The sequence below is a fragment of the Rhodococcus sp. ACS1 genome (assembly GCF_002300155.1).
GTDB lineage: Bacteria > Actinomycetota > Actinomycetes > Mycobacteriales > Mycobacteriaceae > Rhodococcus_F > Rhodococcus_F koreensis.
Map to the genome: position 1 here is coordinate 274,902 of NZ_NSDZ01000007.1, position 22,923 is coordinate 297,824.

The following is a 22,923-nucleotide window of genomic DNA, read 5'->3' on the forward strand; positions in this document are numbered from 1 at the left end:
GGCGGCTTGGTTCTGGCCGAAATCGGCGTACGAGCGCGGGCACGCACCAGATGCGGTCGCATCACTGATGCTGCGCGAGCACTCGCCCCCACTGTTCGGCCCGCGCCGCTTCGTTGTCCTCGAGATGCGACTCCTTGTCGACAAGGAAACTCTCCGACTCCGCAACGAGATCGAACCCCAAGTGGCGAAGCTTCTTTCCGATACCTTTCGATGCCCTCCCGGTCAACAAGGCGGGTGCATCCGCACGGGTGTCGAACGCGACTGCCCTGCCATGTGAGGGCGGAAGCGACGAGAGCCATTCTCGAAGACCCTCACTGGTGGCATCGGGCTCGAGCGTCACCGTACTGTCAGGCTTGTGAGCGGTCTCTTCCGCACCGCGGCGCGTCGACTCCCGGCTCATCCCGTGTACGTGCGTCGGGCCGCCGACGATCAACAGGTCGTACGCGGACAGGTCCTCCTCACGTGCCTGCGACACCGGAACAGTTTTCACCGCACCGGTCGTGGCCACTCCACGCGCGATCGCTTCGGCGACGTGACGGGTGTTTCCGAACATCGACTCATAGACGACGAGTGTGCTCATGATCTATTCCTCCTGTAACGAGTGCCCCGTCGGGGCGAGTGGATCGACCACAGGTGCAGTCCTCCGAAGGATTCATCCACGACCGTTTCATCCGCTGTAGCCGCCCCGTGGGGGCGCAAAGATTTGTGACAGTTGGGATTTCGTGTACAGTATCAGATGACAGAGGACAGTCACGACGCGCGTTGATCGTAATCGGCGTCGAACATGACGCGCACCCACCAGTTGGCCAACGGGCTCGGATCGGGCCACCTCACGACGTCCGGTTCGGGCACCGGAACGCATTGCTGCCTGCCTCCGGCATTCGACTGCGGGATTCGCCGGGCCGCAGGCAGTCGGCGTTCTCTGGGTGCTGGCTTCATGTCGACTCCATCCGGGGTGATATTCCTTCTGCCATCGAACCCGCCCGGCCCGGCCCCCGACTAGGGCCGACCGTCACTTTTGGGCCGCCACCGCCCGTCTTCTCCCGGCCGCTTGGGTCTGGACAGGTGCCGAAAGCCTCTTGCCCGCCGCAGCACCCGCCACCGACAATCGAAACCGCTACGCACCAATCGGCCATATGGGTTGTGGCGGACAGAGATCGGAATGCATGCAGAACCGGGGGATTGGCTGGTGGTCAAGGGCACGATCGTCGACACGCCGGACGACGTCGGGCAGATTGTCGAGGTCCGTCAGGCCGACGGCGGGACGCCGTATCGCGTCAGGTGGCTGCGCAACGACCATGAGGCGCTCCTCTTTCCGGGACCCGACGCCCATGTGGTGACGGCCGCCGACAAGCTGAAGGCGGACAGTCACGAGCAGAGCCGCATCGCCGAACTTCAGCAGGCGATCGCCCGACAGCCCCAAGCCCGCCGAGCCTGACACGTGTGCCCAGGAGATGGAGTAGACCATGAGCACTCTCGCGAACCGGCAAGCCATCGTCGTCGGTATCGACGGCTCGGAACGCGCGTTGCGGGCCGCGGTGTGGGCTGCGGCGGTAGCCCAGCGGAAAAACGCGCCTCTGCATCTGGCGCACTCGCTGCCAACCCCCGGATATCACTTCAGCGAGGCGGCACTGCTGTTCCAGGACGAATTCGCTGCGGAGGTAGAACGATCCGCGGACGAGATCCTCGATGGGGTCGCGCACCGAGTGCGGCAGGCCTTCCCGAATATCCGGTTGTCGCGCAGCACCCATCCGGGGCCCGCGGGACAGGCCCTTGTCGCAATGAGCGAACATGCGGAGTTGGTGGTGGCCGGCGCCACCGGTGCCGGCACAATGAAGTCGCTCGTCACCGGCTCGACTGTCATGCGAGTGGTCAACCACGCGCATTGCCCTGTCACGGTCTTCCGGTCGCAGAGCCGATCCCCGGAGCCGGACCACAGCCCCGTCATCGTCGGTGTCGACGGCAGTGAACTCAGCGCCCTGGCCATCGAGTCCGCGGTCGAGTTCGCGACATTGTTCGAGGTCCCGATCCTGGCAGTGCACGCGTGGGGCGCCGGTGACATCGTGGGTCGGCGGCCCGCGGGCGAGAAGGTGAATTGGAAAATCGTGGCGGAGGAACAGGCCGTCCTGGTGGCGGAGAGTCTGGCCGGGTGGCGAGAGAAGTACCCCGACCTCCAGCTGACGACCATCATCGAGGAGCAGAATCCCGCGGAACTTCTCCTCGAATATGCCGCCGATGCCCAACTCGTCGTCGTCGGAAGTCACGGCCATAATCGGTTCGCCGGCTCTCTGATGGGATCGACCAGTCAGAACCTTCTGCATCACGTGATGTGCCCGGTGATGATCTGCCGCACCGACGTCTGAGCGGAGTGCGCTGCCGTATCCCCCATGGGTGCACACACGCGGAGCTTTACAGACGTCGATGTCGTTCCGGCCTACAGGCGGCACGCGCCGGTTCATGCCGCCGACCCAGCATCGGGAACGCGTTAGTCGATGACCCCTCCCGGATCCGGACGCGTACAGAATTCGCAGAGGGCCGAACGGCCGTTCAGCGACGGCGGAGGTCTGCAGGGCGACCAGGGCAGGAGCCGAAAGACTCTGTGCCTGTCGTCGACGGAGCGAGACACTGGAGGCACGGGAGCCGCCGCCCTGCCGATCGAGCCGAAGCGGCCGCCACCGAGGAGTAGGAGGCCTCGCCGTGATGTACGACTACGAACCCGGCTGGGGTTGGGGTTATGCACTGATGTTCGTTGGGATGGCACTGTTCTGGGGATTGCTCGTACTCGGCATCGGCGTACTCGTCCACTACGTCGGCCACACCGCGTCGATGCCGCCGGCACATTCACCATCCGCCCTGCACGGAGCCGAAAAGCTTCTGGCGGAACGCTTCGCACGAGGAGAAATCGACGAGACGGAGTACCGGGAACGCCTCGCCACGTTGCGGACACACGGACCGCCATGACCTTGGGCCGCGACGTCGTCGGGGATTGCCGCGTGGAAGGAGGTGACCGCGATGGATGCGATGCAGATGATGCACCAGTTCATGATGTGGCTGCACAGCATGGGCATACTGCCGCCCATGAACATGATGCCGATGTGACATGCGGACCGCGAGTAGATCGGGGAGTCACAACGAATTGACGCCCCGGAGGACGACCATCGGCACGGCGGCGATCATCAGGCCGACGCCTACCAATGTCGTCCGGGCGGCGCAGAGACGACGACCCACGGCCACCGGAGTCTCGGTACCTCGGAATGGATCTGGTACATGGTTGCTCTTTCCCCGGTGGGTACATTCGGACGCCCCTCAGCGTCCGTCGCCGGCGGCAGGCGGGAAAAGAGCATTTCGGCACTGGAGCAGTCACAAACTCCCCGAGATACTGGAGCGTGCAGCGAGGACCGAGGCGAGAAGTGCCCGACCGCATGTGTTTTCCCTCCGAGGCCTGCGGCCGCGGGCAGCGAGGTGATCAGGATGAGAGCGGTACGACACCGATACATGACACAGACGGACTACATGTCGTGGCGGATGGAGCAGGACCCGATCCTGCGCTCGACGATCGTCGCCGTGGCCCTCCTCGATCGGAGCCCCGACTGGTCGCGGTTCATCGACATGATGAGTCGCGGGACTCAACACATTCCGATCTTCCGGCGCAAGGTCGTCACCGACCCGATGAGTCCGGCCCCGCCTCGATGGGTGAACGACCCCGACTTCGACCTCAGCTGGCATCTGCGTCGGTTCACGGTGCCGGCCCCGGGAGGCTGGGCCGCCGTCCTCGACTTCGCCCGGACCGTGGGCATGACAGCCTTCGACAAGGACCGCCCACTGTGGGAATTCACGGTGCTCAGCGGCCTCGACTCGGGGCGGGCCGCCCTCGTCATGAAGGTGCACCATTCCCTGACCGACGGTGTCGGCGGCATGCAAATCGCTCGGGAAATGGTCGATTTCACCCGTGAGGGCACCACCCGTGCAGAGCCCGCCGCGACGGCGCAGCCTCAGGAGGCCGAGTCCTGTCCGCTGACCGGTGGTCTTGCCTGGTACCGGGATACCGCAACCAAGTTTGCGCGACGGGCGTCGACAGCAGTGGCCCGGCACGGCGCGGAGCTGGCACGGCACCCGGGTGAGACGTTGCGCAACACCGCCACCGTCCTGGGATCGATTACGCGCCTCACGCGCCCGGTGGTCACCACTCTCTCCCCGGTGATGACCAAGCGCAGCACTCGACGGCGCTTCGCCGTGCTGGACGTCCCAGTGGAAGCTCTGGGCCGGGCCGCCAGCCTCGGCGGGGGCTCGATCAACGATGCTTTTCTGGCGTCGGTGCTGCGGGGAATGGCACGGTATCACCGTCTCCACGGCGTCGACATCCACGAGCTGCGCCTGACGCTCCCCATCAGTCTCCGGACCGCGGAGCATTCGCTGGGAGGCAATCGCATCACGCTCGCCCGGTTCGGGTTACCCACCGACATCGGTGACCCCGCCGAGCTGATCCGTACCGTCCACGCCACCGTCGACGTCTGGCGCAACGAACCCGCGGTGGCACTGTCGCCCACCATTGCCGGTGCCCTGAATCTGCTTCCGGCATCGACCTTGGGCAACATGCTCAAACATGTCGACTTCGTCGCCTCGAACGTGGTGGGATCGCCGGTGCCACTGTTCATCGCCGGATCGGAAGTCCTCCGGTACTACGCGTTCAGCCCCACCCTGGGATCGGCGTTCAACGTGACGCTGATGTCCTACACGTCGCAATGCTGCGTCGGGATCGACGCCGACACCGACGCCGTTCCCGATCTCGATGCTCTGACCGCATGCCTCGCAGACGGATTCCGGGAAGTGCTCGCACTGTGCCCGGACGCGCAGGACGTCGCGGCGACTCACGTCTGGACGAACTGAACGTCGGCAACGCCGGGCACGGTCTCGGCGAGGGCCTCGACGACCCCGCGTTCCGGGTCGTCGCCGCGTAGCCCCGCGATCGCGACTTCGCCTTCCGTCACCGTGACCGTCCAGCGCGGTGATCCCGCATACACGTCGAGGCGGTGCTGCACTTCGTGCGCGATGTGTGTGTCGTCCATCGTCAGAAGTCCGAGAAGGTCGCGCCGCGTGACGATTCCGATGACGTCGCGGTCGTGGACGATCGGAATGCCACGCAGGCCCGAACGCAGCATCGCGGAAGCGAGACTACTGACGTCGGTGTCCGGAGTCATCGCGATCACCGGACTGGTCATCGTTTCTGCGATATCCGAGCCAGGCCGGGGCAAGGTTCGGAATTTCTCGCGGAGAAGGTCGCCTTCGGAGACGATCCCGACCAGATGGTGCGCCTCGTCGACCACGGGCAGGACTGTATACCCGGATTCTTCGACGATCCGGAGGCATTCGTCGATCGGCGTCGACGCAGTGACGGTGGTGACCGGGCTGCTCATGATGTGCCGCGCATGCATGGCGGGCTCCTTCCCTCGAAATCCAGCCTCACCGTCGGACATGTTCGAAGAAAGGGCCATTGGGCCTCTCCTGGCCTTCACCCACCCCGACGCGCCCCGACCGAGGGGTCGGGAGGCCGGGGCCCGGACAGGGGCCGAAGTGCTCTGGTAGCGGCCCCCGCGCCTGCGAGATGGTGGGTGGACGGAGGAGGCACGTTCGATGGTCAAGCACTGGTTGGTCATGGAGGCCGAGGACGACGGCGACCGGGCGCCGTATCGCAGCCGGGTGGCGGGCGCGGGCCGGCATCTGCCGTCGACGCGGCTCACCACCGACGATTTGATGGCGACGACACGTCACACGACACACATCGACCTGGAACGGTTGACTGGCATCCGCGAGCGCCGGGTCTCGGTGGGCGACGAGGATTCCTACACCCTTGCCACCGCCGCAGCCCAGGACGCGCTCCGCCGGTCCGGGCATACCGCGGCGTCGATCGATGTCGTGATCAGTTGCAGTATCACGAAATTCCGGGGAGGACTGACCCAGTGGCTCGAACCGACGATGAGTGGTGCAGTCGCCCACGCCATCGGTGCCGTCACCGCGATGACCTTCGACCTCGCCAATGCCTGCGCCGGAATGCTCACCGGGGTGACGGTCGCGAACAACTGGATTCGGCAGGGTGTCATCGAACGTGCCCTGATCGTCAGTGGCGAGTACATCTCCCAGCTCGGACAGAATGCCGCGCAGCACATACACAACATCATGAGCAAGGAGCTGGCGTCGTTGACGCTCGGCGACGCGGGTGCCGCGCTCGTTCTGGAACGGGCCCCGGCCGGAGCGGGAGGGATTCGGCTCGCCGGGTTCACGACAGTGGCCGACTACAGCCGACTGTGCACCGCGTATCCGAAGGGCGACGATCCCGGCGCACGCATGTTCACCGATTCGCGAGCCATCCAGAAGGCAGCGATCGCCGACACCCCGTTGTTGCTGCACGAGGTCCTCGAGACCGTCGGCCTGGCGGTTCACGACATCGACCACGTGATCACGCACCAGACCTCCGCACGTGCGATCCGGAAAGGGATGGCCAAGTTGACCGAGTCCTTCGGCGACGCACCCCGCCATGATGCAGTCATCACGGTGGACCGGTACGGGAACACCGCCTCGACAACCCATACCGTGGCGTTGGTCGAGGAGCTCGAGGCCGGTCGTATCCGGCCAGGGGAGACCGTTGCCTTGATCTCGTTGGCATCCGGCCTGGAAATCGGCATCGTCCTGGTACAAGTAGACGAACAATTGGTGGCCGGCTATGGGCACGATCATTGAACGGGTAGACGTCGCGCACGGGGGATGGCGCTCCCGGCACAGCGCGCTCCGCCTTGCGGTGAACGCCGCGACAACTTGCCTCGAACGAGCCGGCCGAAGCCCGGACGATCTCGACCTCCTCGTCAACGCGGGCATCTATCGGGACCGCAATCTCGGCGAACCGGCCCTCGCCGCGATGATTCAGGAAGACATCGGCGCGCATCCGGAGGACCCACACACCGACGCCCACGGAACGTTCTCGTTCGACGTCGCAAACGGCACCTGTGGAGTCCTGACCGGACTGCAGATCGTGGACGGCTTCCTCCGCTCGCGCACCATTCATTACGCGCTCGTCGTCGCCAGCGACGCCGACCCAGGCCACGGGATGAGCGAGGACTTCCCCTTCTCCGCTGCGGGCGGGGCCGTGCTGTGCAGTTGGACGGACAGCCGATACGGCCTGGGCCGTGTCCATTGGGCGAACGCCGACGACGATCTCGGCGGTGCGTTCCGCGCGACCGTCGGGCACCTCGACGACCGGAACGTGCTGCGCGTCGATCGATCCGAATGGATGGATGCGCGCTACGCGGCAGCGGCGGCCTCCGCCGTCACCGCGTGCCTGAACAACGCATCCCTGCAACTGGGGGATGTCGACCGCATCGTGGCGGCACCGGCTCGACCGCAGTTCCGTGCCGAACTCGCGCAGCGACTGGGGCTACGCGAATCGCGCATCACGATCGCCGCGGATCACCGCATGCACACCGCTGCCCTGGTGGCCGGACTGGACGGCGGCAGCCACCACGTGCCGGCGGGAACACGGACGTTGATCGTCGCCGCGGGTGCCGGGGTGACCGCAGGTGCCGCACTCTACGAGGAACCCCCGGCACCCGGGACACCCACCCCGAGCTAGCTCAACGCACCCGCGAGATGACCCGGGAGGTCTCCCGATCAGCTGTGTTCGGGTGCGGGGCCGGCGAGGCGGCGGATCGTCAGCAGCATCTTCCGGCTCATGACGAAGCTGACGGGCTCCATGAGAGTGGGACCGAACGCGAGACGACTGGCGAGGCCGGGACCATAGCTGCCGCGCCCTCTCTCCACCAGCCGGGTCTGATGGTCGCCGACGGGGTCCAGGTAAAATGCCCAGATGGTCGCGTCGGCGGTCTGCGGGTCGTGTCCGTGCAGGACCAGTCCGGAGTTTGCCGAGACCATCGCAACGGTCAACGGGGGAGCCTTCGGGTGCAGCCACACCTCGTCGCCGACAGCCAGGATCTGGTAGTCGGGCAGTACCGTCTCGGTGTTGTGTACCCGACAGCCGATGAGGTTTTCGAGTCCGTCGTAGCTGTAGAATCCGCCCCGCCCCTGCCCGAGTTGGACAATCCAGGGCCACACCTGATCCGGCGGTGCGTCGATCGTGACGGCGTGGGTGTATCCCCAGCGCGCCGCTGGGACCAGTTCGTCTCCGGGGAGCGTGGCCGCGGCCTCCGCGGCGGTGGCGCCCCAGGTGGTCCGCCACCGCCGCAGCGGTTTCGTGAAGGCCACGTGGAAGCCGATGAGGGCGGCGCCGGCGATGGCCTGCCCGATCCTGGCCGCGGCCCGGCGCAGCGCGAGAGCGTGCCCGGTCGGTGTCGTCGTCATAGCCTTCATCCTCGGTTCGGCGCCGGCACGGCACCAGGGTCTTCGGTCGCGGCGCGGGGCCGCCGTCACGGTGACTTTCGACCCTGTGCGGTCGCGGCAGGCGCGGTGTTGTCTGGAGCGAGACGGTGAGGAGATCCCATGAACGCCACCCATGCGGCGGTCGAGCACCGATGGGTACGACCGATCGATCAGGTCCGCTTGCCCGACGCTCCCTCCGTCGGAGGGAAAGCCGCAAATTTGGGCGAGCTGACCCACGCCCGTTTTCCCGTCCCGCCGGGGTTCGTCGTAACCAAGGACGCCTATCTGGACGCGATGGACGGGGCCGGGGTGCGGTCCACCCTCCGCAACCGGGCACTGCCCCCTGCCGGGGCGGATGAGGCCGCGCTCACGGACGCCGCGCAGGAGCTGCGCGGCGTCGTCCTCGGGGTGCCGGTGCCCGATTCCCTGCGCGCCGAGATCGCCGAGGCCTACCGCGAACTCGGCCCGACGGTACGTGTCGCGGTGCGCTCCTCCGCACCAGCTGAGGACGCCGCTGACACGTCATTCGCCGGTATCCACGACAGCTTTACCGATATCGCCGGGCTGGATGCTCTGGTCGAGGCAGTCCGCAAATGCTGGGCGTCGCTGTGGTCCGAGCGAGCGCTCACCTACCGCAGCGTCCACAGTGTTTCGGAGGAGCCGGCGGCCGCGGTCGTCGTGCAGAGGATGGTCGATTCCGACCGCTCCGGAGTGGCGTTCACCGCCGACCCGCGAACCGGGGCACGTGATCATGTCATCGTCGAGGCCGCGACAGGACTCGGCGAAGTGGTGGTAGGCGGGCAGGTCGAGCCGGACACCTACACAGTCTCCAAGGACGGATTCCGCGTCCTCGATGTGCACATCGGAGCACAGGATTTCGCGATCACAGCCGACGCGGACGGAGAACACAGAACCGAGATCCCCGTCACCGAGCGCGGTATCCGGGTCCTCACCGACACCCAGGCGGAGCGCCTCGCCCTGCTGGCGGTCTCGGTGGAGGAGCATTACCAGGCGCCGCAGGACCTCGAGTTCGCATTCGCCGGCGACAAACTCTGGATAGTTCAGACCCGCCCCATCACGACGCTCGGTGACCGTCCGATCGCCGCTGCTGCACCACCGGCATCGGGAATCGCGTCCGCCGGCAGGGTGCTCACGCAGGGGCTCGGCGCGAGCCCCGGAACGGTATCGGGCCAGGTGCGTGTTCTCCGGTCGGTCGCCGATGCCCACCGACTTCAGGACGGCGACATCCTGGTTGCCCCGATGACACGACCCGACTGGCTGCCCGTATTACGACGCGCCGCGGCGATCGTCACCGACGGGGGCGGCATCACCTGCCACGCCGCGATCGTCGGCCGGGAACTGGGCCGACCCGTGGTCGTCGGAACCAGGGATGCCACCACCACACTCATCGACGGAACCGTCGTCACCGTCGACGGCGACGCGGGCACCATATCCGAAGGCGGCGTAGCGGTGACCGCGCACGCCGTCGATACCCCGCCCGGCATCTCGGCCCCTCCGCGCGGTGGCGGGCACGCCTGGACGGAACCGACAGCGACCGCGGTCTACGTCAATCTCGCAACACCCGACGCCGCCGAATCAGTCGCGGCAAGCGATGTCGATGGGGTCGGGCTCCTGCGCGCAGAGTTCATGATTATGGACGCGCTGCAAGGGACCCACCCGGCCACAGTGCTGGCCGAGGGCCGGCGGGACGACTACGTCGCGAAAATGGCCGCTGGTGTCGAACGTATCGCCGCGGCCTTCGCGCCCCGGCCGGTGATCTACCGCGCGATCGACCTGCGCACCAACGAATTCGCCAATCTCACGGGTGGCGACGTCGAACCCGCGGAGGACAATCCCATGATCGGCTACCGCGGATGCTTCCGGTACGTGCGTGAACCGGAATTGTTCGGGCTGGACCTCGACGTCGTTCACCGCGTACGGGCACGCCATCCGAACGTGCACCTGATGATCCCGTTCGTGCGGACCCGCTGGGAGCTCGAGAGCTGCCTTCGCCATCTCGATGCGCATCCGCTCGGCTCCGATCGCCGGATGCACCGGTGGATCATGGCGGAGGTCCCGTCGGTCGTCTACTGGATCCCCGAGTACGCGGCCCTCGGAATCGACGGAATCTCCATCGGAACCAACGACCTGACCCAACTCGTCCTCGGCGTCGACCGTGACTCCGAGATCTGCCGGGACCTGTTCGACACGATGGATCCGGCGGTGCTCGATGCCATCGACTCGATCATCGAACGGGCGACCCGCGCGGGGCTCACCGCGTCCTTGTGCGGTCAGGCCGTGTCGACGAACCCGGCCCTCGCCGAACACGTGGTCCGGAAGGGGATCACCTCGGTGTCGGTGGCACCGGATGCGGCGGCGGCCACCCGGCGCATGGTGTCCGCCGCCGAACGCCGGATCCTCCTCGATCGTGCACGGTCCGAACACCGTACCGAAGGCTGAACCGGGCGCCCAGCACACGCCGAGTCACCTGATTGCGGCGCGCCTAGTGCGACGAACTCGGTGACCGATATGACCCGTAGACCGTCTCCGCCATACCCTGAATCGACACCGCCGCATAGCTGGCGCACCGGTCACCTGTCGCGACCACCCACCGGGGCGTGGTCGGTGAGTTGTGCGTAGTAGCGGTCGATGTCGGCGCGGCAGCACAGTGCCGTGCCGGGGGTCCCGAGCATGGCCGCTCCCGCGGCAATTCCGAAACGCACCGAGTCCCGCAGTTCCCAGCCGCGTGCCAGCCCGAAGAGAGTGCCGGCGACCATGCTGTCGCCCGCTCCGACACCGCTGACCACGGGAACCGCCACGGAGGGGCAATGCTCCGCCTCCTTCGCCGTCACATGTACCGCGCCCGCCGCGCCGAGCGACAGCACCACAACCTCGCACACCCCAGACGCGATGAGATCTCTTGCAGCAGTGACTTGGTCGTCGATGGTCTGCAACTCGCGCCCCACGCACTCACGCAGCTCCCGAATGCTGGGTTTGAGGAGATATACGCCGCGACGGAGCGCCCGCAACGGCGGACCCGACGTGTCGAGAAACAGGCGCGCGCCCAGGTCGGACACGATGTCCGCCACGATCTGATAGAAATCCACCGGAACCCCCGGGGGGAGACTTCCGCTCGCCACCACGAACCGGGCATCCGCAGCGGTGGTGGACAGCAGATGGAGGCACGAATCGACCTCCCGGGGTGTCAGTCGCGGGCCGGGCAAGACGAACCGGTACTGCAATGTCGTCTGTTCCTCGTTGACGGTGAAGCTTTCCCGTGTCGATCCGCGGATCGTGACAGTGCGACTGGGCACGCCTTCGGTCGCCACGAGATCCTCGAGTTCCCGGCCGCTGTGTCCCCCGGACGGGAATACTGCTGTCGCCCGTTCGCCGAGCATATTCAGGACCCGGGCGACGTTGATACCGCCGCCCCCCGGGTCGCGCCGAGGGGCACCGCAGCGCATCTTGTCCGTGGGGATGACCCGCCCGGTGACCGTGGTGATGTCGAGAGCGGGGTTCATCGTCAGGGTCACGATGTCGTTCATGGTGGGCTCCCCGGTGGAAGCCGATCCGCGCGCAGGTACCGCGGCGCCAGACGGACATGTCCGCGTTCCTCGGACCGCGCGCCTGCCGCACCCTGCGTGTGGCGCAGACGGTCGTCGACGGCGAGGCAATCTACGATGCGCGCGTCGTCCGGAAGGCAGAAGATGCCATCCGCCAGGAGGACGCCGTGGCCGACCATTGCCACATACGCTGTGTGGGTTTCCCGGACCACCGTCGGGAAGATGTCGACCGAACGGTCCTCTGATTCCGACGAGGTCCACCCGTGCACGCCGACCCCGTTCATCCGCCCGCAACCGCAGGCGAAGGAACGTCATCCAGGTCGAGATCAAGGTGCATCTCGGCGCGATCGCGGTGCAACGCAGAGGACCAGCCCAGATCTCGAATCACTTTCAGCACCATGGCGTTCTGCGCCAGAATCTCAGCCCTCATACGCGTGACGCCGTGCTGTCGCGCGGCCGCGGTGAGGCGGGACAGCAGCAATGTCCCGATCCCGTGCATCCTGTATTCGTCGTCGACGACAAGAGCGAATTCGACCTCCGCGGGTGCGTCGCCGACATCGAGGGCCACATAGTTGGCAACACCCGCCAGCGTGCCGTCGACAAATGCGCCGAGCGCGTAATGGCTGGGATCGGCCACACAAATCGCCTCCGCCAGCGCGGCCAGGTGCGCGGGGTAGACGGTGAAGAACCGCATGTACGTGTCGTACTCGTTCAACCGTTCGTGCAACCGACGGACCGCCTCATGGTCGGCGGTGTCCAGCGGGCGGACCACCAGGCCCGCAGGCGACCGGGAAAACGTGCTCACCATCCGTACTCACCTGATCCGTCGATGCCGTCTCAGTAAATTCAACCCCGCAGAGGGCCCGAGGGGTCAGAGCCACAAGTCACCGACTACGGTCCTTCGCCTCTATCGATCCCGGCGTCGAGGCGGCGATGCTGAAGGAACCTCCACCACACAGAGAGGAAATCGACACTCGATGGCCAGCACCGATACGCCCACCGAAAGCACCGATGCGGACCCAGCACACGCGGTTGTCGCGCGTCTTGCAGTGGAGTTCGACGACTCGATCTCCCGATCCACCATCTCCCGGGTCGTCGCGGCGAGCGTTCGAGACCTGGCCGGAGTTCCGGCGGCAGACATTCCGGAACTGTCCGAACGCGTCGCCCGTCAACGCCTCCTCGCCGCCCTGGAGCGGGCCGCCTCGTGGGATCGCGGGGGCCTTCTGCGAACGTCCGGCTGAACCGGCACAGTTCGCTGGGAAGCAGTGACATCATGCCCGCACACATCGAACATGTCGAACCGCGACGTGCCACCACTACCAGGAGGAGACAGCCATGAGCTCGCACGAGAAGAAATGGTCGGTGGACATTGTCATCGACGAACACGACTCGGAAGAAGGCGGATCCCGGACTCGGGCCGAGGCGCGCCTACGCACACAGGACACCACGTCGCTGGTCGGCGTCGGAATGGCCCGCCGCAATCCGCACGACACCGAAATCCCTGAGATCGGAGACGAGTTGGCCACCGCCCGCGCGCTCGCCGATCTCGCCCACCAACTGATCGAAACCACGGTCGCGGACCTCGAAGCGGCCACGCGCAAGACCGTTCACCTCGACGCGTAAGGCAGACCGTCGATCGGCATGCCGACGGCCCACAGAAGAGAGGTCCGCGTTCCGATTCGTCGGCGCGGACATCGACACCAGTTCGCTTGCCACGGAGAACCTGACCTTCTCCGAGTTCGCCAGGCGTGTCGGGTGTTTCACTAATGTTCTGCGGGAAAGGGACCGGGACCGGCGGCCACCCGGATCCGGCTCGGCGGCGCCCATGTCCTGGTGACCACGGCCCTGCTGTACCGGCGGCGGGTCGCGAAAGTCCGGGAGGGACGACGACGTCGAGATCTGGCGCACTACTATCTGGCCGACGACTCACCATTTTGTGAACAGTTCGACCTCGACTCGATGGACTGGCTGAACTTCCTCGTGCGGTTGCACACGAAATTCGGGATCGGCATCCCCGAGGCGGACCAGCGCCAACTCGTCACACTGCGGGACGCGACCGAAGACGTGTCCACACGGATGGAGGGGAGATGCGTGCTACCCGATATCGGGTTGCGCGGGTGACCCGATTTCCTGCGCCGCGCGGTTCGCGCGCCTGGCGACCGCCTCCTCGTCGGCCGCCGAGCGGAGCAGTCTGTGTGACAGGTCCGCCAACGCGCGCGCGACCGCCACCTTCTTGCTGATGGTCACCGCGGTGGAGTGGCGGGCGAACAGCCGTGCCCGCCCAGCGCCCTCGAGCGTCACACCATCGAGCCCCAACAGCCGCGCCCGCGCCGACACCGACATCTCGGAGCCGTCCGCCATGTGCTCGTCGAGACGGACATCCACCGACCATTGCTGCTCATTCACTGTGCGCTCCCTCGTCGCGTGCGTTCGATCATGTGTTCAGCGAACCTCGGTCCGCGAGCGCCGAGGTAGAGCACCCGGTCACTGGGCGCGGTGACCTTCGTCGTCGCGACCCGTGCCCGCTGCTCCTCGCCCGATCAGAGGATTACACCGGCGGCGTGCCGCGATCGTGAGTGCGGCCGCCCGGCTCCGACTATGCCGGAGGAAAGGCCGAACGGCCCTTATCACCGCCGGGTGTGCGCTGGCTCAATGGGAGATGAGTGGTCACGGCAATTCCGCCGGCGGAGGAGTCAGCGTATGGGCAGCGCACGTGTCCAGCGACCGGGTGAACGAATCCTCGACCGCACGGGCCTCGATCTTCTGATCGAGGTGCTTCGTGGCCACGGATATCGGGTGGTCGGCCCGACGGTTCGTGACAGCGCCATCGTTCTGGGAGAACTGGATTCGGGCGCCGATCTGCCGACGGGGTGGGGCGTGGAAACCGGCCCCGGCACGTACCGGCTGCACCGCCGCGACGACGACGCGGTGTTCGCGCACTCGTCGGGCCCGCAGTCGTGGAAACAATTCCTGCACCCGCCGCGGCGGCAACTGTGGTCCACCGAACCGGACGGCTGGTGGGAGGCACCCGTCGACGACGAGACACCGTATGCGTTCCTCGGAGTGCACGGTTGCGACTTGGCGGCGATCGCGATCCTGCGTCGTGTCCTGTGTCCGGACCCGGACGCGGACACACCCACCGCGCGCCGGTTCCGGAACCTGTTCGTCGTCGCAGCGCAGTGCACCGAACCCGGCGGGGTGTGCTTCTGCGCCTCCATGGGGACCGGCCCCGCAGCCGGTCCCGGGTTCGATCTGGCGCTCACCGAACTCCTCGACGACCGCGCCCACCGTTTCCTGGTCGACGTCGGCTCCGAAGCCGGCGCCGAGATCCTCGGCGACGTCGAATGCCGCGTTGCCGAACCCGGCGACGTCGACGCCGCACGCACCGCGGTCGCCACCGCCACCGAGCGTATGGGCCGGCGCATGCCGGAGACGGACCTGCGAGGACTGTTGCAGCGTTCGCGGGACGCCGACGTCTGGGAGGACGTCGCCGACCGGTGCCTCACCTGCGGCAACTGCACCATGGTGTGCCCCACCTGCTTCTGCACCACCACCGAGGACATGACCGACCTGACCGGCGAGCACGCCGAGCGGTGGCAGCACTGGTCTTCCTGTTTCGAACTCGACTTCAGCCACCTGCACGGCGGCGATGTGCGTACCTCGGGGGAGAGCCGCTACCGACAGTGGATGTCCCACAAACTCGGCACCTGGTTCGACCAGTTCGGCAGCTCCGGCTGCGTGGGATGCGGACGGTGCATCGACTGGTGTCCCGTCGGCATCGACATCACCGAGGAGGCGGCGCGGCTGGCGCAACTCCTCCCGGTGTGGGGGCAGGACGACCAGTGAACGCCGGCGAACCGGTCCTTCCGGCCGCGCTCGCAGCGCTCGCCGAGAAACAGCGTGTCCGGCTCGCAGAATTCACGACGGCGACCCGATTCGCTCCCGGCGCCGTCGTCTTCCGGGAGAACGACCCGGCGACCCGCTGCTGGCTGCTGCAGACCGGCAGTGTGGTCCTGACGACGGTGGTGCCGGGGCACGGCACCGTCAGCCTCGAGACACTGCACGGCGGCGACATCCTGGGCTGGTCCTGGCTGGGCACGAATCCACGCTGGCAATTCACAGCGCACGCCGTGACCGCGACCGACGCCACCGAACTGGATGTGATCGCCCTGCAGGCGACAGCCGCCGACGATCCGGCCTTCACCTACGCGGTCACCCGGGCGCTGTCGGGGGTGCTCATCGCCCGCCTCCAGTCCACCCGGGCGCGGCTGCTCGACCTCTACGCCGGCCACCGTCAGGAGTGACACCCGTGCCACAGGACTGCATGCTTCCGCTCGGTTACCGCGTCGCCTCCCGCACGGTCGAAACGCACGACACCGTCACCCTGACGCTGCATCCGATCGGCGTCCTACCCGAAAATCAGTTCACGCCAGGTCAGTTCATGATGCTGTACGCACACGGTGTCGGGGAGGTGGCCATCTCGGTCAGCGGCGACCCGGCGCGGGACCGCGACACCTTGGTCCACACGATCCGGAATGTGGGCGCCGTGAGCCGGGCCCTCCACGACGCACCGGTCGGCACCGTGCTCGGTGCCCGCGGTCCCTTCGGACGCGGGTGGGACCTGCGCAGCGAGTCCGGCCGGGACCTCATCATCGTCGCCGGCGGCGTGGGACTGGCACCGCTTCGTCCGGTGATCCTCGCCGCCCTCGCCGCCCGCGACCGGTTCCGGCGGATCACCCTCGTCGTCGGCGCGCGGACTCCGTCGAACATCCTCTTCCGATCCGAGCTGTCCGCCTGGCAATCCCGCGACGACCTTGCCGTCGAGCTGATGATCGACCAACCGGTCTCCGGCTGGACGGGTGCGGTCGGATTCGTCACCGAAGCCTTACACCGGGTGCCGGTCGATCCGGCCCGGACCACCGCGTTGCTGTGCGGACCCGAACCGATGATGCGGTTCTGCGCCCGGGCCCTGACCGATCGGGATGTGCGCCCCGGCGACATCCAGGTGTCCCTCGAACGGAACATGCAGTGCGGTGCCGGAGTCTGCGGTCACTGCCAGCTCGGTGAGCTTCTGCTGTGCCGGGACGGCCCGGTCGTCGACTACACCGTCGCCGAACCCCTCCTACGAACACCGGAGCTGTGATGAGTGCACCCCCGAAGACCACTCCGACGCTCGCTGTCTGGAAGTTCGCCTCGTGCGACGGCTGCCAGCTCACGCTCCTCGACTGCGAAGACGAACTACTGGCACTGTCCGAGGCCGTGTCGATCGCGCACTTCCTCGAGCTGTCCGACACCGTCACGGGCGGACCGTACGACGTCTCGCTCGTCGAGGGATCGGTCACCACGGCCGCCGACCGTGACCGCATCCGCGCGATCCGCGAGCAGTCGCGGTTCCTCGTCACAATCGGGGCCTGCGCCACCGCCGGCGGAATTCAGGCGTTGCGCAACTTCGCCGACATCGATGAGTTCCTGGCGGTCGTCTACGCCAGCCCCGACTACATCGACACCCTCGCGACCTCGACCCCGATCTCGGCGCACGTTCCGGTCGACTTCGAACTGCACGGCTGCCCAATCGACCGACGCCAGCTCCTGGAAGTGATCACGGCGTACCTGGCGGGGCGGCGGCCGAACATCCCGAACACCAGCGTGTGCACCGAATGCAAACGTCGCGGCCTGACCTGCGTGATGGTCGCGGACGGCACCCCCTGCCTCGGTCCGGTGACCCATTCCGGCTGCGGTGCACTGTGTCCGGCGGTCTCGCGAGGGTGCTACGGATGTTTCGGCCCGACGACCGACCCGAATCTCGCGTCGATGACGGGATGGCTGCGCACCTGCGGAATGACCGATTCCGCCATTGCCCGTGTCTTCGCGACTTTCAACGTCGCGGCGTACGGTACCGGCAACGGCGGACGTCCGGAATGACATCCGCCCGTAGGGAGCTGATCGTCCGCGCCCTCGCCCGTGTCGAAGGGGAAGGCCGACTCGACGTGACCATCCGCGACGGCCGCGCGGACCGGGTGGCCCTCGCGATCTACGAGCCACCCCGGTTCTTCGAGTCGTTCCTGCGTGGGCGGCACTATCTGGAACCACCGGACATCACCTCCCGGATCTGCGGCATCTGCCCGGTCGCCTATCAGGTGAGCGCCTGCAATGCGCTCGAACAAGCCTGTGCGCTCAAGATCGACGATGCCGTTCTCGATCTGCGGCGCCTGCTCTACTGCGGGGAGTGGATCGCGAGCCACGTGCTGCACATCTACTTCCTGCACGCCCCCGACTTCCTGGGTCTGCCGGACTCGATCGCACTCGCCCGCACCGATCGCGCCGCAATCGAGCGGGGACTCGCCCTGAAGAAGGCGGGCAACGCCATCCTCGACACCATCGGCGGCCGTCCCATCCATCCGGTGAACGTCCGCGTCGGCGGCTTCCATCGCGCACCGACCCGCACCGAACTGGCTCCGCTCGCCGAACAACTCGGCGCCGCGCTCGAGTACGCGGTGGCCACGGTTGACTGGGTGTCGTCGTTCACCTACCCCGACATCGAACTCGACCACGATCTCCTCGCACTCCGGCACGAATCCCGATACGCCATCGAAGACGGCGAGATCGTCTCGTCCACCGGACTGCGTTGCCCGGCCGAGGAATTTCCCCGGCACGTCGTCGAACACCAGGTGCCGCACTCCACCGCTCTGCACGCCGAACTCGACGGTCGGCGTTATCTCACGGGCCCGCTCGCCCGGTACTCCCTCAATTCGTCCCAGTTGACGGGGCAGGCCGCATCGAGTGCCACCGCAGCGGGACTCGACGTGCAATGCCGCAATCCGTATCGCAGCATCGTCGTCCGCGCCGTCGAAGTCGTGTACGCGGTCGAGGAAGCCCTGCGGATCATCGACCGCTACCAGCGGCCTGCGCCATCTTTCGCCGCCGCCGCACCGAAATACGCCGTCGGACACGGCGTCAGCGAAGCGCCGCGAGGACTGCTGTATCACCGCTACGAACTCGATACCGACGGCCTCCTCACGGCGGCTATCATCATCCCGCCCACCTCACAGAACCAGGCGGCCATCGAACACGACCTCCGCACCGCCGTGAACGCACATCTCACGCTTGCCGACGACGACCTGACCGCGGTGTGTGAGCGGATCATCCGCAACTACGATCCGTGCATCTCATGCGCCACTCATTTCCTCACCCTCACAATCGACCGCCGATGACCGCCGTTGTGCTCGGGCTGGGCAACGACTACCGCCGCGACGACGGCCTCGGACCCGCCGTCGCACGTGAAGTCGCTGCCCGCGTGGCAGCGGACATTCGGGTGTCGACCTCGGACGGTGACCCCACCCGCATACTGGACGCCTGGGCCGGAGCGGACCTGGCCGTCCTGGTCGATGCCGTCGTGTCCGAGCCACCACGACCCGGAACCGTTCATCGATTCGACCCGACCGCCGTTGCCGAGCTGCCAACCCCGAACACCAGCACACACGGTGTCGGACTGGCCACGGCACTCGAACTGGGGCGCGTGCTCGACCGACTGCCCCGCCGGTGGGTGCTCTACGCTGTCGAGGTGGTCGACCTCGGATACGGCCGCGGGCTCTCACCCGTGGCCGCGGGAGCAGTCGAACCGGTGGTACGGGCGGTGCTGTCCGAACTCGCGAGCACTACCGGACAACAATCAGTGGGCAGGTCACCGAATGCGCCAGCGCCCGACTGGTCGAACCCAGCAGCATGCTCGTGAACCCGCCCCGCCCACGGCTGCCGACCACGATCAGCTGTGCATGCTCGGCCTGCTCCCGCAGATTCCGAGCCGGCTGATCCATGACCACCAGCGGTCGCACCGTCACATCCGGGAACTCCTCGGCACGGCCGGCCACGCTTTCGGACAGCAGTGCACGCTCGCGGCTCTCGACCTGCGACCAGTCGACATCGCTGGGGAACGGCGCGTACAGATCGATATCCGACCACGCGTGCACCGCCACCAGATCGACGCCGCGCAGCGCCGCCTCCTCGAACGCCATCGTGATCGCGGATTCGCTGTGCTCGGAGCCGTCGACACCGACGACGACCGGACCGGAAATGGCGTTGACCTCGGTGTGCGGGAGGCCGCGTACGACGGCGACCGGTGCGTGCGCGTGGGCCACGACCGCGGCACTGACCGACCCCAGGACCGCACGTTCGAAGAACCCGTGCCGATGCGCGCCGACCACGACCATCCGCGCGGACTTCGACCGCTCGATCAACTCGCCCGAGGGCACCCCGGTGCAGAACGCGGTGTCGACGTCGAGGGTATGCCCCGCCGCGGCCTGGGCGACCACCTCTTCCGCCTGCGCGAGTCGCTGCTTGGTGGCGAGTTCCTCTTCCTCGAAGAGGCTGACGGGAACCCCGATCGGCACACCATAGGTACCGGGCACGAACATGGTGGTGACCAACGTCAATGGAGCGCTGCGCAACGCAGCTTCCCGCGCAGCCCACGACACAGCCTGCAGGGACGACTGCGACCCGTCTAACCCGACGACAATCGGATGCTGCGCGGTCATGATGGTCTCCTCGAATTCGCGTGAATGATCCCGTCAACACCATCGTCACCGCCGCCGCAACCGGCGCCGTAGGGGAGAAGGTCCTCACCTTCGCGGCACTGGTCGAAGGTCAGGGCAGCGGCGCGGACCAGTGAGTCGATGACCGACAGTGGGCCCGACATGTGCACGGTGGTCTGTAAGCCGGAGTCGGCGGTGGTCTCGGCGAGCAACTCCCGCAGCCGCAGCTCGGACAGGGGTCCGAGGAGAGATCGGGGATCCCGCTCATCCTCGTGTGGGATCACCCTCGGCATTGTTCCACGGCGAGCGCCTGGCAGGGCGCAAAGAGGATGCGCACACCCGGGCGGGTCAGGTCGGGGGTGGGCTCATGTTCGTGGCGATGACGGCGGCCTGGGTCCGTCGCTCCACCCCCAGCTTCGTCAGCAGCCGTGACACGTAATTCTTGACCGTCTTCTCCGCGAGGAACATCCGCTCCGCGATCTGCCGGTTCGTCAGTCCCTCACCCAGCAGGGCGAGAAGGGTCCGTTCCTGGTTGGTCAGGCGGGAGATGGTTCCGCGCTCCGAGCTCGCGTCCGACCGCAGTTTTGCCATCAGCGCTGCCGCCGCGCGACTGTCGAGCAGCGACTTGCCTGCGCCCACGTCGTGGACCGCTTCGGTGAGTTCCATGCCGCGGATGTCCTTGACCACGTACCCACTCGCACCGGCGAGGACGGCATCGAGCATCGCCTGATCATCGGTGTACGAGGTGAGCATCAGGCAGCGGATGCCGGGCATCCGAGACATCAGTTCGCGACACAACTCGACTCCGTTTCCATCGGGTAGACGGACGTCGAGCACGGCGACATCGGGTCGGAGCGCGGGGATCCGGGCCAGCGCCTGGAAATACGACGCCGCCTCTCCGACTACGGTGAGATCCGGGTCCGCGGTGAGAAGTTCCGCGATGCCACGGCGCACGACTTCGTGATCGTCCACGAGAAAGATGCTGATCATTCGGCAACCTCCGCTCTACAGGTCGGTGCCGCCACTTCCCACAGGTGACGGCAGCGGACGAGTGCACGAGATCTCGGCGGGAATGCCGTCGCGATTACCGCGGATGCGATACGACCGACAACACCGAGTCTGTGGGGCGCCGCGGTGTCTGCCGCGGAGTGAGCTTCTTGTCCGTCACACCCAGCCGAATCAGGGCCTGAGGAAATCCTCGGTCGGGGAGCAGTTCACGGATCGACTCACGGCTCTGCCGAAGTTCGGTCATATGGGTCAGGGGGCAGGTCGCAAGGCCCTCCACCGTCGCCTCCAGGAGCACCGCCGACAGCGCCTCGCCGGCGCGGAGCCAGTCCGGCCGCCCATCCGCATCGGTGCTTATCACGAGCACCGTGGACCGATCGATCTCCTCGGCGGAATCATTGTCGCGACCGGCGGGAAAACCGCGCCCGATGTCCACCCGGGAGAGGTTCTCCGCTGTTGCCAGAGCATTCGGGGGAATCCCACCGGATAGAATGGAATGACCTGCCCACCAGTGTAACTCGGTGTGATATGCGGTGTCGTACCTTCGTGCTGCGGCCGTGATCTCGGTGGCTGCCGCGAGGGTCGCGCGAGCTTCGGGTGGCAGGACCGTCAGATGCACCCCCGGGGCGCGGATAACATCCGGCAGAGTGCGCGGAAGCGGCGACTTCACACTCAACGGACCAAACGGACGCCGATCCGAATACCGGTGGCGGATCGCGGAGAGGAGATCGAAGTCGTGTGACTGCGGGTGCGCGTCATGTTGGAACCTGATCGTCGCCAGATGCCCGGAACGAAGCCCGTCGGGAAGTCGCTCGATCTCTGCCGTCCATCGCAGAGCGGTCAGCGCAGTTTCCAGGTGATGCAGTGCAGCGCCACAGCTGACCACCAGTTGCCGACCCTTCGGATCGGTCGACGCCAGGAGCCGGCCGCGGTCGGTGTGCAGGTCCAGGCGACCGTCGGAATAGGTCCACTGCCACGGCTGGCTGTTGTGCACCGAGGGTGCACGACACGCAAGGTCCACCGCGATTCGAACCACGTTCACCTCAGGAATTGTGGTGTCCACGATCGTCTCCACTTCAGTCCACGCTACGTCACGATTCGTGCCGGAGATCTGGTGCATGACAACAGTGTCCATCGCGCGGGGTCTGCGGGTTAGGGCCGATTGTCATCGGTGACAGGGCGCACCGTCGGCAGCACTGCGGTCCGTCCGCGCGACCGTCATTCGGGGACCGAAGACCCTACTGACATCGTCCCGACAGCTGAGAGCCTGGGCACATGGCCACTCCGCTCGACGTCCGCACCGCGGGGCTCACGAAATCGTACGGTTCCGTCCCCGCCCTCGACGAACCCACCGGAAGACTCGATCCCCTTCGGCGCAGGTTCTCCATCACCGCCCCGCCGGCCACGATATCGGCGCTGATCGTCGTCGTGGGATGCAACCGGTGGGACATGGTGAGGTAGCG

28 protein-coding genes are annotated in these 22,923 nt (G+C 66.8%); 17 read left to right on the forward strand and 11 right to left on the reverse strand.

From position 1 onward, the window contains the following. Window positions 1-61: 61 nt before the first annotated feature. The gene (locus CJ179_RS32605) at window positions 62-580 is read right to left on the reverse strand and encodes a flavodoxin domain-containing protein (RefSeq protein WP_072946250.1); all 519 of its coding nucleotides are present in this window, start codon (window positions 578-580) and stop codon (window positions 62-64) included. A 170-nt stretch (window positions 581-750) separates the two neighbouring features. Next, window positions 751-939, reverse strand: coding sequence for a hypothetical protein (locus tag CJ179_RS50730; protein WP_143548933.1), 189 nt, complete (start codon window positions 937-939; stop codon window positions 751-753). A gap of 223 nt (window positions 940-1,162) precedes the next feature. Here CJ179_RS50730 and CJ179_RS32610 point away from each other — a divergent pair, with 223 nt between their 5' ends. The 4 genes from CJ179_RS32610 to CJ179_RS32625 all read left to right on the forward strand — a co-directional run bounded on the left by CJ179_RS32610 (window position 1,163) and on the right by CJ179_RS32625 (window position 4,887). Beyond that, window positions 1,163-1,438 (forward strand): DUF1918 domain-containing protein, encoded by a 276-nt coding sequence (locus CJ179_RS32610; RefSeq protein WP_072946300.1) that lies wholly within the window; start codon window positions 1,163-1,165, stop codon window positions 1,436-1,438. Window positions 1,439-1,466: 28 nt separating this feature from the next. After that, window positions 1,467-2,363 (forward strand): universal stress protein, encoded by an 897-nt coding sequence (locus CJ179_RS32615; RefSeq protein WP_095864168.1) that lies wholly within the window; start codon window positions 1,467-1,469, stop codon window positions 2,361-2,363. 337 nt (window positions 2,364-2,700) lie between these two features. Beyond that, the gene (locus CJ179_RS32620; RefSeq protein WP_095864169.1) at window positions 2,701-2,961 is read left to right on the forward strand and encodes an SHOCT domain-containing protein; all 261 of its coding nucleotides are present in this window, start codon (window positions 2,701-2,703) and stop codon (window positions 2,959-2,961) included. Between the two features lie 534 nt (window positions 2,962-3,495). After that, window positions 3,496-4,887 (forward strand): wax ester/triacylglycerol synthase domain-containing protein, encoded by a 1,392-nt coding sequence (locus tag CJ179_RS32625; RefSeq protein WP_095864170.1) that lies wholly within the window; start codon window positions 3,496-3,498, stop codon window positions 4,885-4,887. Here the strand turns inward: CJ179_RS32625 and CJ179_RS32630 are convergent. After that, window positions 4,869-5,432, reverse strand: coding sequence for an HPP family protein (locus CJ179_RS32630; RefSeq protein ID WP_072946254.1), 564 nt, complete (start codon window positions 5,430-5,432; stop codon window positions 4,869-4,871). The genes CJ179_RS32625 and CJ179_RS32630 overlap by 19 nt on opposite strands. Before the next feature lie 199 nt (window positions 5,433-5,631). Between CJ179_RS32630 and CJ179_RS32635 the strand changes: the two genes are divergently transcribed. Together CJ179_RS32635 and CJ179_RS32640 are read left to right on the forward strand one after the other, a co-directional pair. Next, on the forward strand, window positions 5,632-6,735 hold the full coding sequence (locus CJ179_RS32635) for a 3-oxoacyl-ACP synthase III family protein (RefSeq protein ID WP_095864171.1): 1,104 nt from the start codon (window positions 5,632-5,634) through the stop codon (window positions 6,733-6,735). Further along, on the forward strand, window positions 6,719-7,621 hold the full coding sequence (locus CJ179_RS32640) for a 3-oxoacyl-[acyl-carrier-protein] synthase III C-terminal domain-containing protein (RefSeq protein WP_095864172.1): 903 nt from the start codon (window positions 6,719-6,721) through the stop codon (window positions 7,619-7,621). Before CJ179_RS32635 ends, CJ179_RS32640 begins: the two co-directional genes overlap by 17 nt. A gap of 38 nt (window positions 7,622-7,659) precedes the next feature. Here CJ179_RS32640 and CJ179_RS32645 read toward each other — a convergent pair whose 3' ends face one another. Beyond that, window positions 7,660-8,346 (reverse strand): hypothetical protein, encoded by a 687-nt coding sequence (locus tag CJ179_RS32645; RefSeq protein WP_241031209.1) that lies wholly within the window; start codon window positions 8,344-8,346, stop codon window positions 7,660-7,662. A gap of 138 nt (window positions 8,347-8,484) precedes the next feature. On the opposite strand from CJ179_RS32645, the gene ppsA reads away from it, so the two are divergent. Then, on the forward strand, window positions 8,485-10,824 hold the full coding sequence (ppsA, locus tag CJ179_RS32650; RefSeq protein WP_095864173.1) for a phosphoenolpyruvate synthase: 2,340 nt from the start codon (window positions 8,485-8,487) through the stop codon (window positions 10,822-10,824). 131 nt (window positions 10,825-10,955) lie between these two features. Here the strand turns inward: ppsA and CJ179_RS32655 are convergent, their stop codons facing one another. From CJ179_RS32655 to CJ179_RS32665, 3 genes are read right to left on the reverse strand one after another with little or no spacing between them, the layout of a single operon-like run. Further along, complete coding sequence (locus CJ179_RS32655; RefSeq protein ID WP_095864174.1) at window positions 10,956-11,909, reverse strand: 1-phosphofructokinase family hexose kinase; 954 nt, start codon at window positions 11,907-11,909, stop codon at window positions 10,956-10,958. Then, window positions 11,906-12,211, reverse strand: coding sequence for a hypothetical protein (locus CJ179_RS50735; protein ID WP_143548934.1), 306 nt, complete (start codon window positions 12,209-12,211; stop codon window positions 11,906-11,908). Before CJ179_RS50735 ends, CJ179_RS32655 begins: the two co-directional genes overlap by 4 nt. Continuing rightward, window positions 12,208-12,699, reverse strand: coding sequence for a GNAT family N-acetyltransferase (locus CJ179_RS32665; RefSeq protein WP_241031208.1), 492 nt, complete (start codon window positions 12,697-12,699; stop codon window positions 12,208-12,210). Before CJ179_RS32665 ends, CJ179_RS50735 begins: the two co-directional genes overlap by 4 nt. 205 nt (window positions 12,700-12,904) lie before the next feature. Here CJ179_RS32665 and CJ179_RS32670 point away from each other — a divergent pair, with 205 nt between their 5' ends. The 3 genes from CJ179_RS32670 (at window position 12,905) to CJ179_RS53030 (ending at window position 14,048) form a co-directional block, all read left to right on the forward strand. Further along, the gene (locus CJ179_RS32670; protein ID WP_072946262.1) at window positions 12,905-13,168 is read left to right on the forward strand and encodes a three-helix bundle dimerization domain-containing protein; all 264 of its coding nucleotides are present in this window, start codon (window positions 12,905-12,907) and stop codon (window positions 13,166-13,168) included. A gap of 94 nt (window positions 13,169-13,262) precedes the next feature. Continuing rightward, window positions 13,263-13,550 carry a DUF1876 domain-containing protein gene (locus tag CJ179_RS32675; protein WP_072946263.1) on the forward strand — a complete coding sequence of 96 codons (288 nt, stop codon included), beginning with the start codon at window positions 13,263-13,265 and terminating at the stop codon, window positions 13,548-13,550. Window positions 13,551-13,760: 210 nt separating this feature from the next. Then, entirely contained in the window at window positions 13,761-14,048 is a 288-nt protein-coding gene (locus CJ179_RS53030; RefSeq protein WP_072946264.1) for an acyl carrier protein, read from the forward strand. Here the strand turns inward: CJ179_RS53030 and CJ179_RS32685 are convergent. Further along, window positions 14,022-14,333: a dsRBD fold-containing protein gene (locus CJ179_RS32685; protein ID WP_095864176.1), complete on the reverse strand. Its 312-nt coding sequence runs from the start codon at window positions 14,331-14,333 to the stop codon at window positions 14,022-14,024. The two genes, CJ179_RS53030 and CJ179_RS32685, sit on opposite strands and share 27 nt — an antisense overlap. Window positions 14,334-14,627: 294 nt before the next feature. On the opposite strand from CJ179_RS32685, the gene CJ179_RS32690 reads away from it, so the two are divergent. Genes CJ179_RS32690 through CJ179_RS32715 form a run of 6 tightly spaced genes read left to right on the forward strand, consistent with a single transcriptional unit; the run spans window position 14,628 to window position 19,659 of the window. Beyond that, a complete protein-coding gene (locus tag CJ179_RS32690) occupies window positions 14,628-15,773 on the forward strand; it encodes a 4Fe-4S dicluster domain-containing protein (RefSeq protein ID WP_095864177.1) in 1,146 nt (381 codons plus the stop codon). Continuing rightward, window positions 15,770-16,231 carry a cyclic nucleotide-binding domain-containing protein gene (locus CJ179_RS32695; RefSeq protein ID WP_241031207.1) on the forward strand — a complete coding sequence of 154 codons (462 nt, stop codon included), beginning with the start codon at window positions 15,770-15,772 and terminating at the stop codon, window positions 16,229-16,231. The genes CJ179_RS32690 and CJ179_RS32695 overlap by 4 nt, the downstream gene beginning before the upstream one ends. Further along, on the forward strand, window positions 16,228-17,070 hold the full coding sequence (locus tag CJ179_RS32700) for an FAD/NAD(P)-binding protein (RefSeq protein ID WP_095864179.1): 843 nt from the start codon (window positions 16,228-16,230) through the stop codon (window positions 17,068-17,070). Before CJ179_RS32695 ends, CJ179_RS32700 begins: the two co-directional genes overlap by 4 nt. Beyond that, window positions 17,070-17,849 carry an oxidoreductase gene (locus CJ179_RS32705; RefSeq protein ID WP_095864180.1) on the forward strand — a complete coding sequence of 260 codons (780 nt, stop codon included), beginning with the start codon at window positions 17,070-17,072 and terminating at the stop codon, window positions 17,847-17,849. Before CJ179_RS32700 ends, CJ179_RS32705 begins: the two co-directional genes overlap by 1 nt. Next, window positions 17,846-19,138, forward strand: a complete 1,293-nt coding sequence (locus CJ179_RS32710; RefSeq protein WP_072946269.1) for a Ni/Fe hydrogenase subunit alpha — start codon at window positions 17,846-17,848, stop codon at window positions 19,136-19,138. The genes CJ179_RS32705 and CJ179_RS32710 overlap by 4 nt, the downstream gene beginning before the upstream one ends. Then, on the forward strand, window positions 19,135-19,659 hold the full coding sequence (locus CJ179_RS32715) for a hydrogenase maturation protease (protein ID WP_095864181.1): 525 nt from the start codon (window positions 19,135-19,137) through the stop codon (window positions 19,657-19,659). The genes CJ179_RS32710 and CJ179_RS32715 overlap by 4 nt, the downstream gene beginning before the upstream one ends. On the opposite strand, the gene CJ179_RS32720 is transcribed toward CJ179_RS32715, so the two are convergent. From CJ179_RS32720 to CJ179_RS32730, 3 genes are all read right to left on the reverse strand, one after another. Further along, on the reverse strand, window positions 19,583-20,458 hold the full coding sequence (locus CJ179_RS32720; protein WP_095864182.1) for a universal stress protein: 876 nt from the start codon (window positions 20,456-20,458) through the stop codon (window positions 19,583-19,585). The two genes, CJ179_RS32715 and CJ179_RS32720, sit on opposite strands and share 77 nt — an antisense overlap. 345 nt (window positions 20,459-20,803) lie before the next feature. Continuing rightward, window positions 20,804-21,445: a response regulator transcription factor gene (locus CJ179_RS32725; RefSeq protein ID WP_095864183.1), complete on the reverse strand. Its 642-nt coding sequence runs from the start codon at window positions 21,443-21,445 to the stop codon at window positions 20,804-20,806. Between the two features lie 94 nt (window positions 21,446-21,539). After that, window positions 21,540-22,580 (reverse strand): hypothetical protein, encoded by a 1,041-nt coding sequence (locus tag CJ179_RS32730; RefSeq protein ID WP_095864348.1) that lies wholly within the window; start codon window positions 22,578-22,580, stop codon window positions 21,540-21,542. Between the two features lie 155 nt (window positions 22,581-22,735). Here CJ179_RS32730 and CJ179_RS32735 point away from each other — a divergent pair, with 155 nt between their 5' ends. After that, window positions 22,736-22,921, forward strand: coding sequence for a hypothetical protein (locus tag CJ179_RS32735; protein ID WP_095864184.1), 186 nt, complete (start codon window positions 22,736-22,738; stop codon window positions 22,919-22,921). Window positions 22,922-22,923 lie beyond the last annotated feature (2 nt).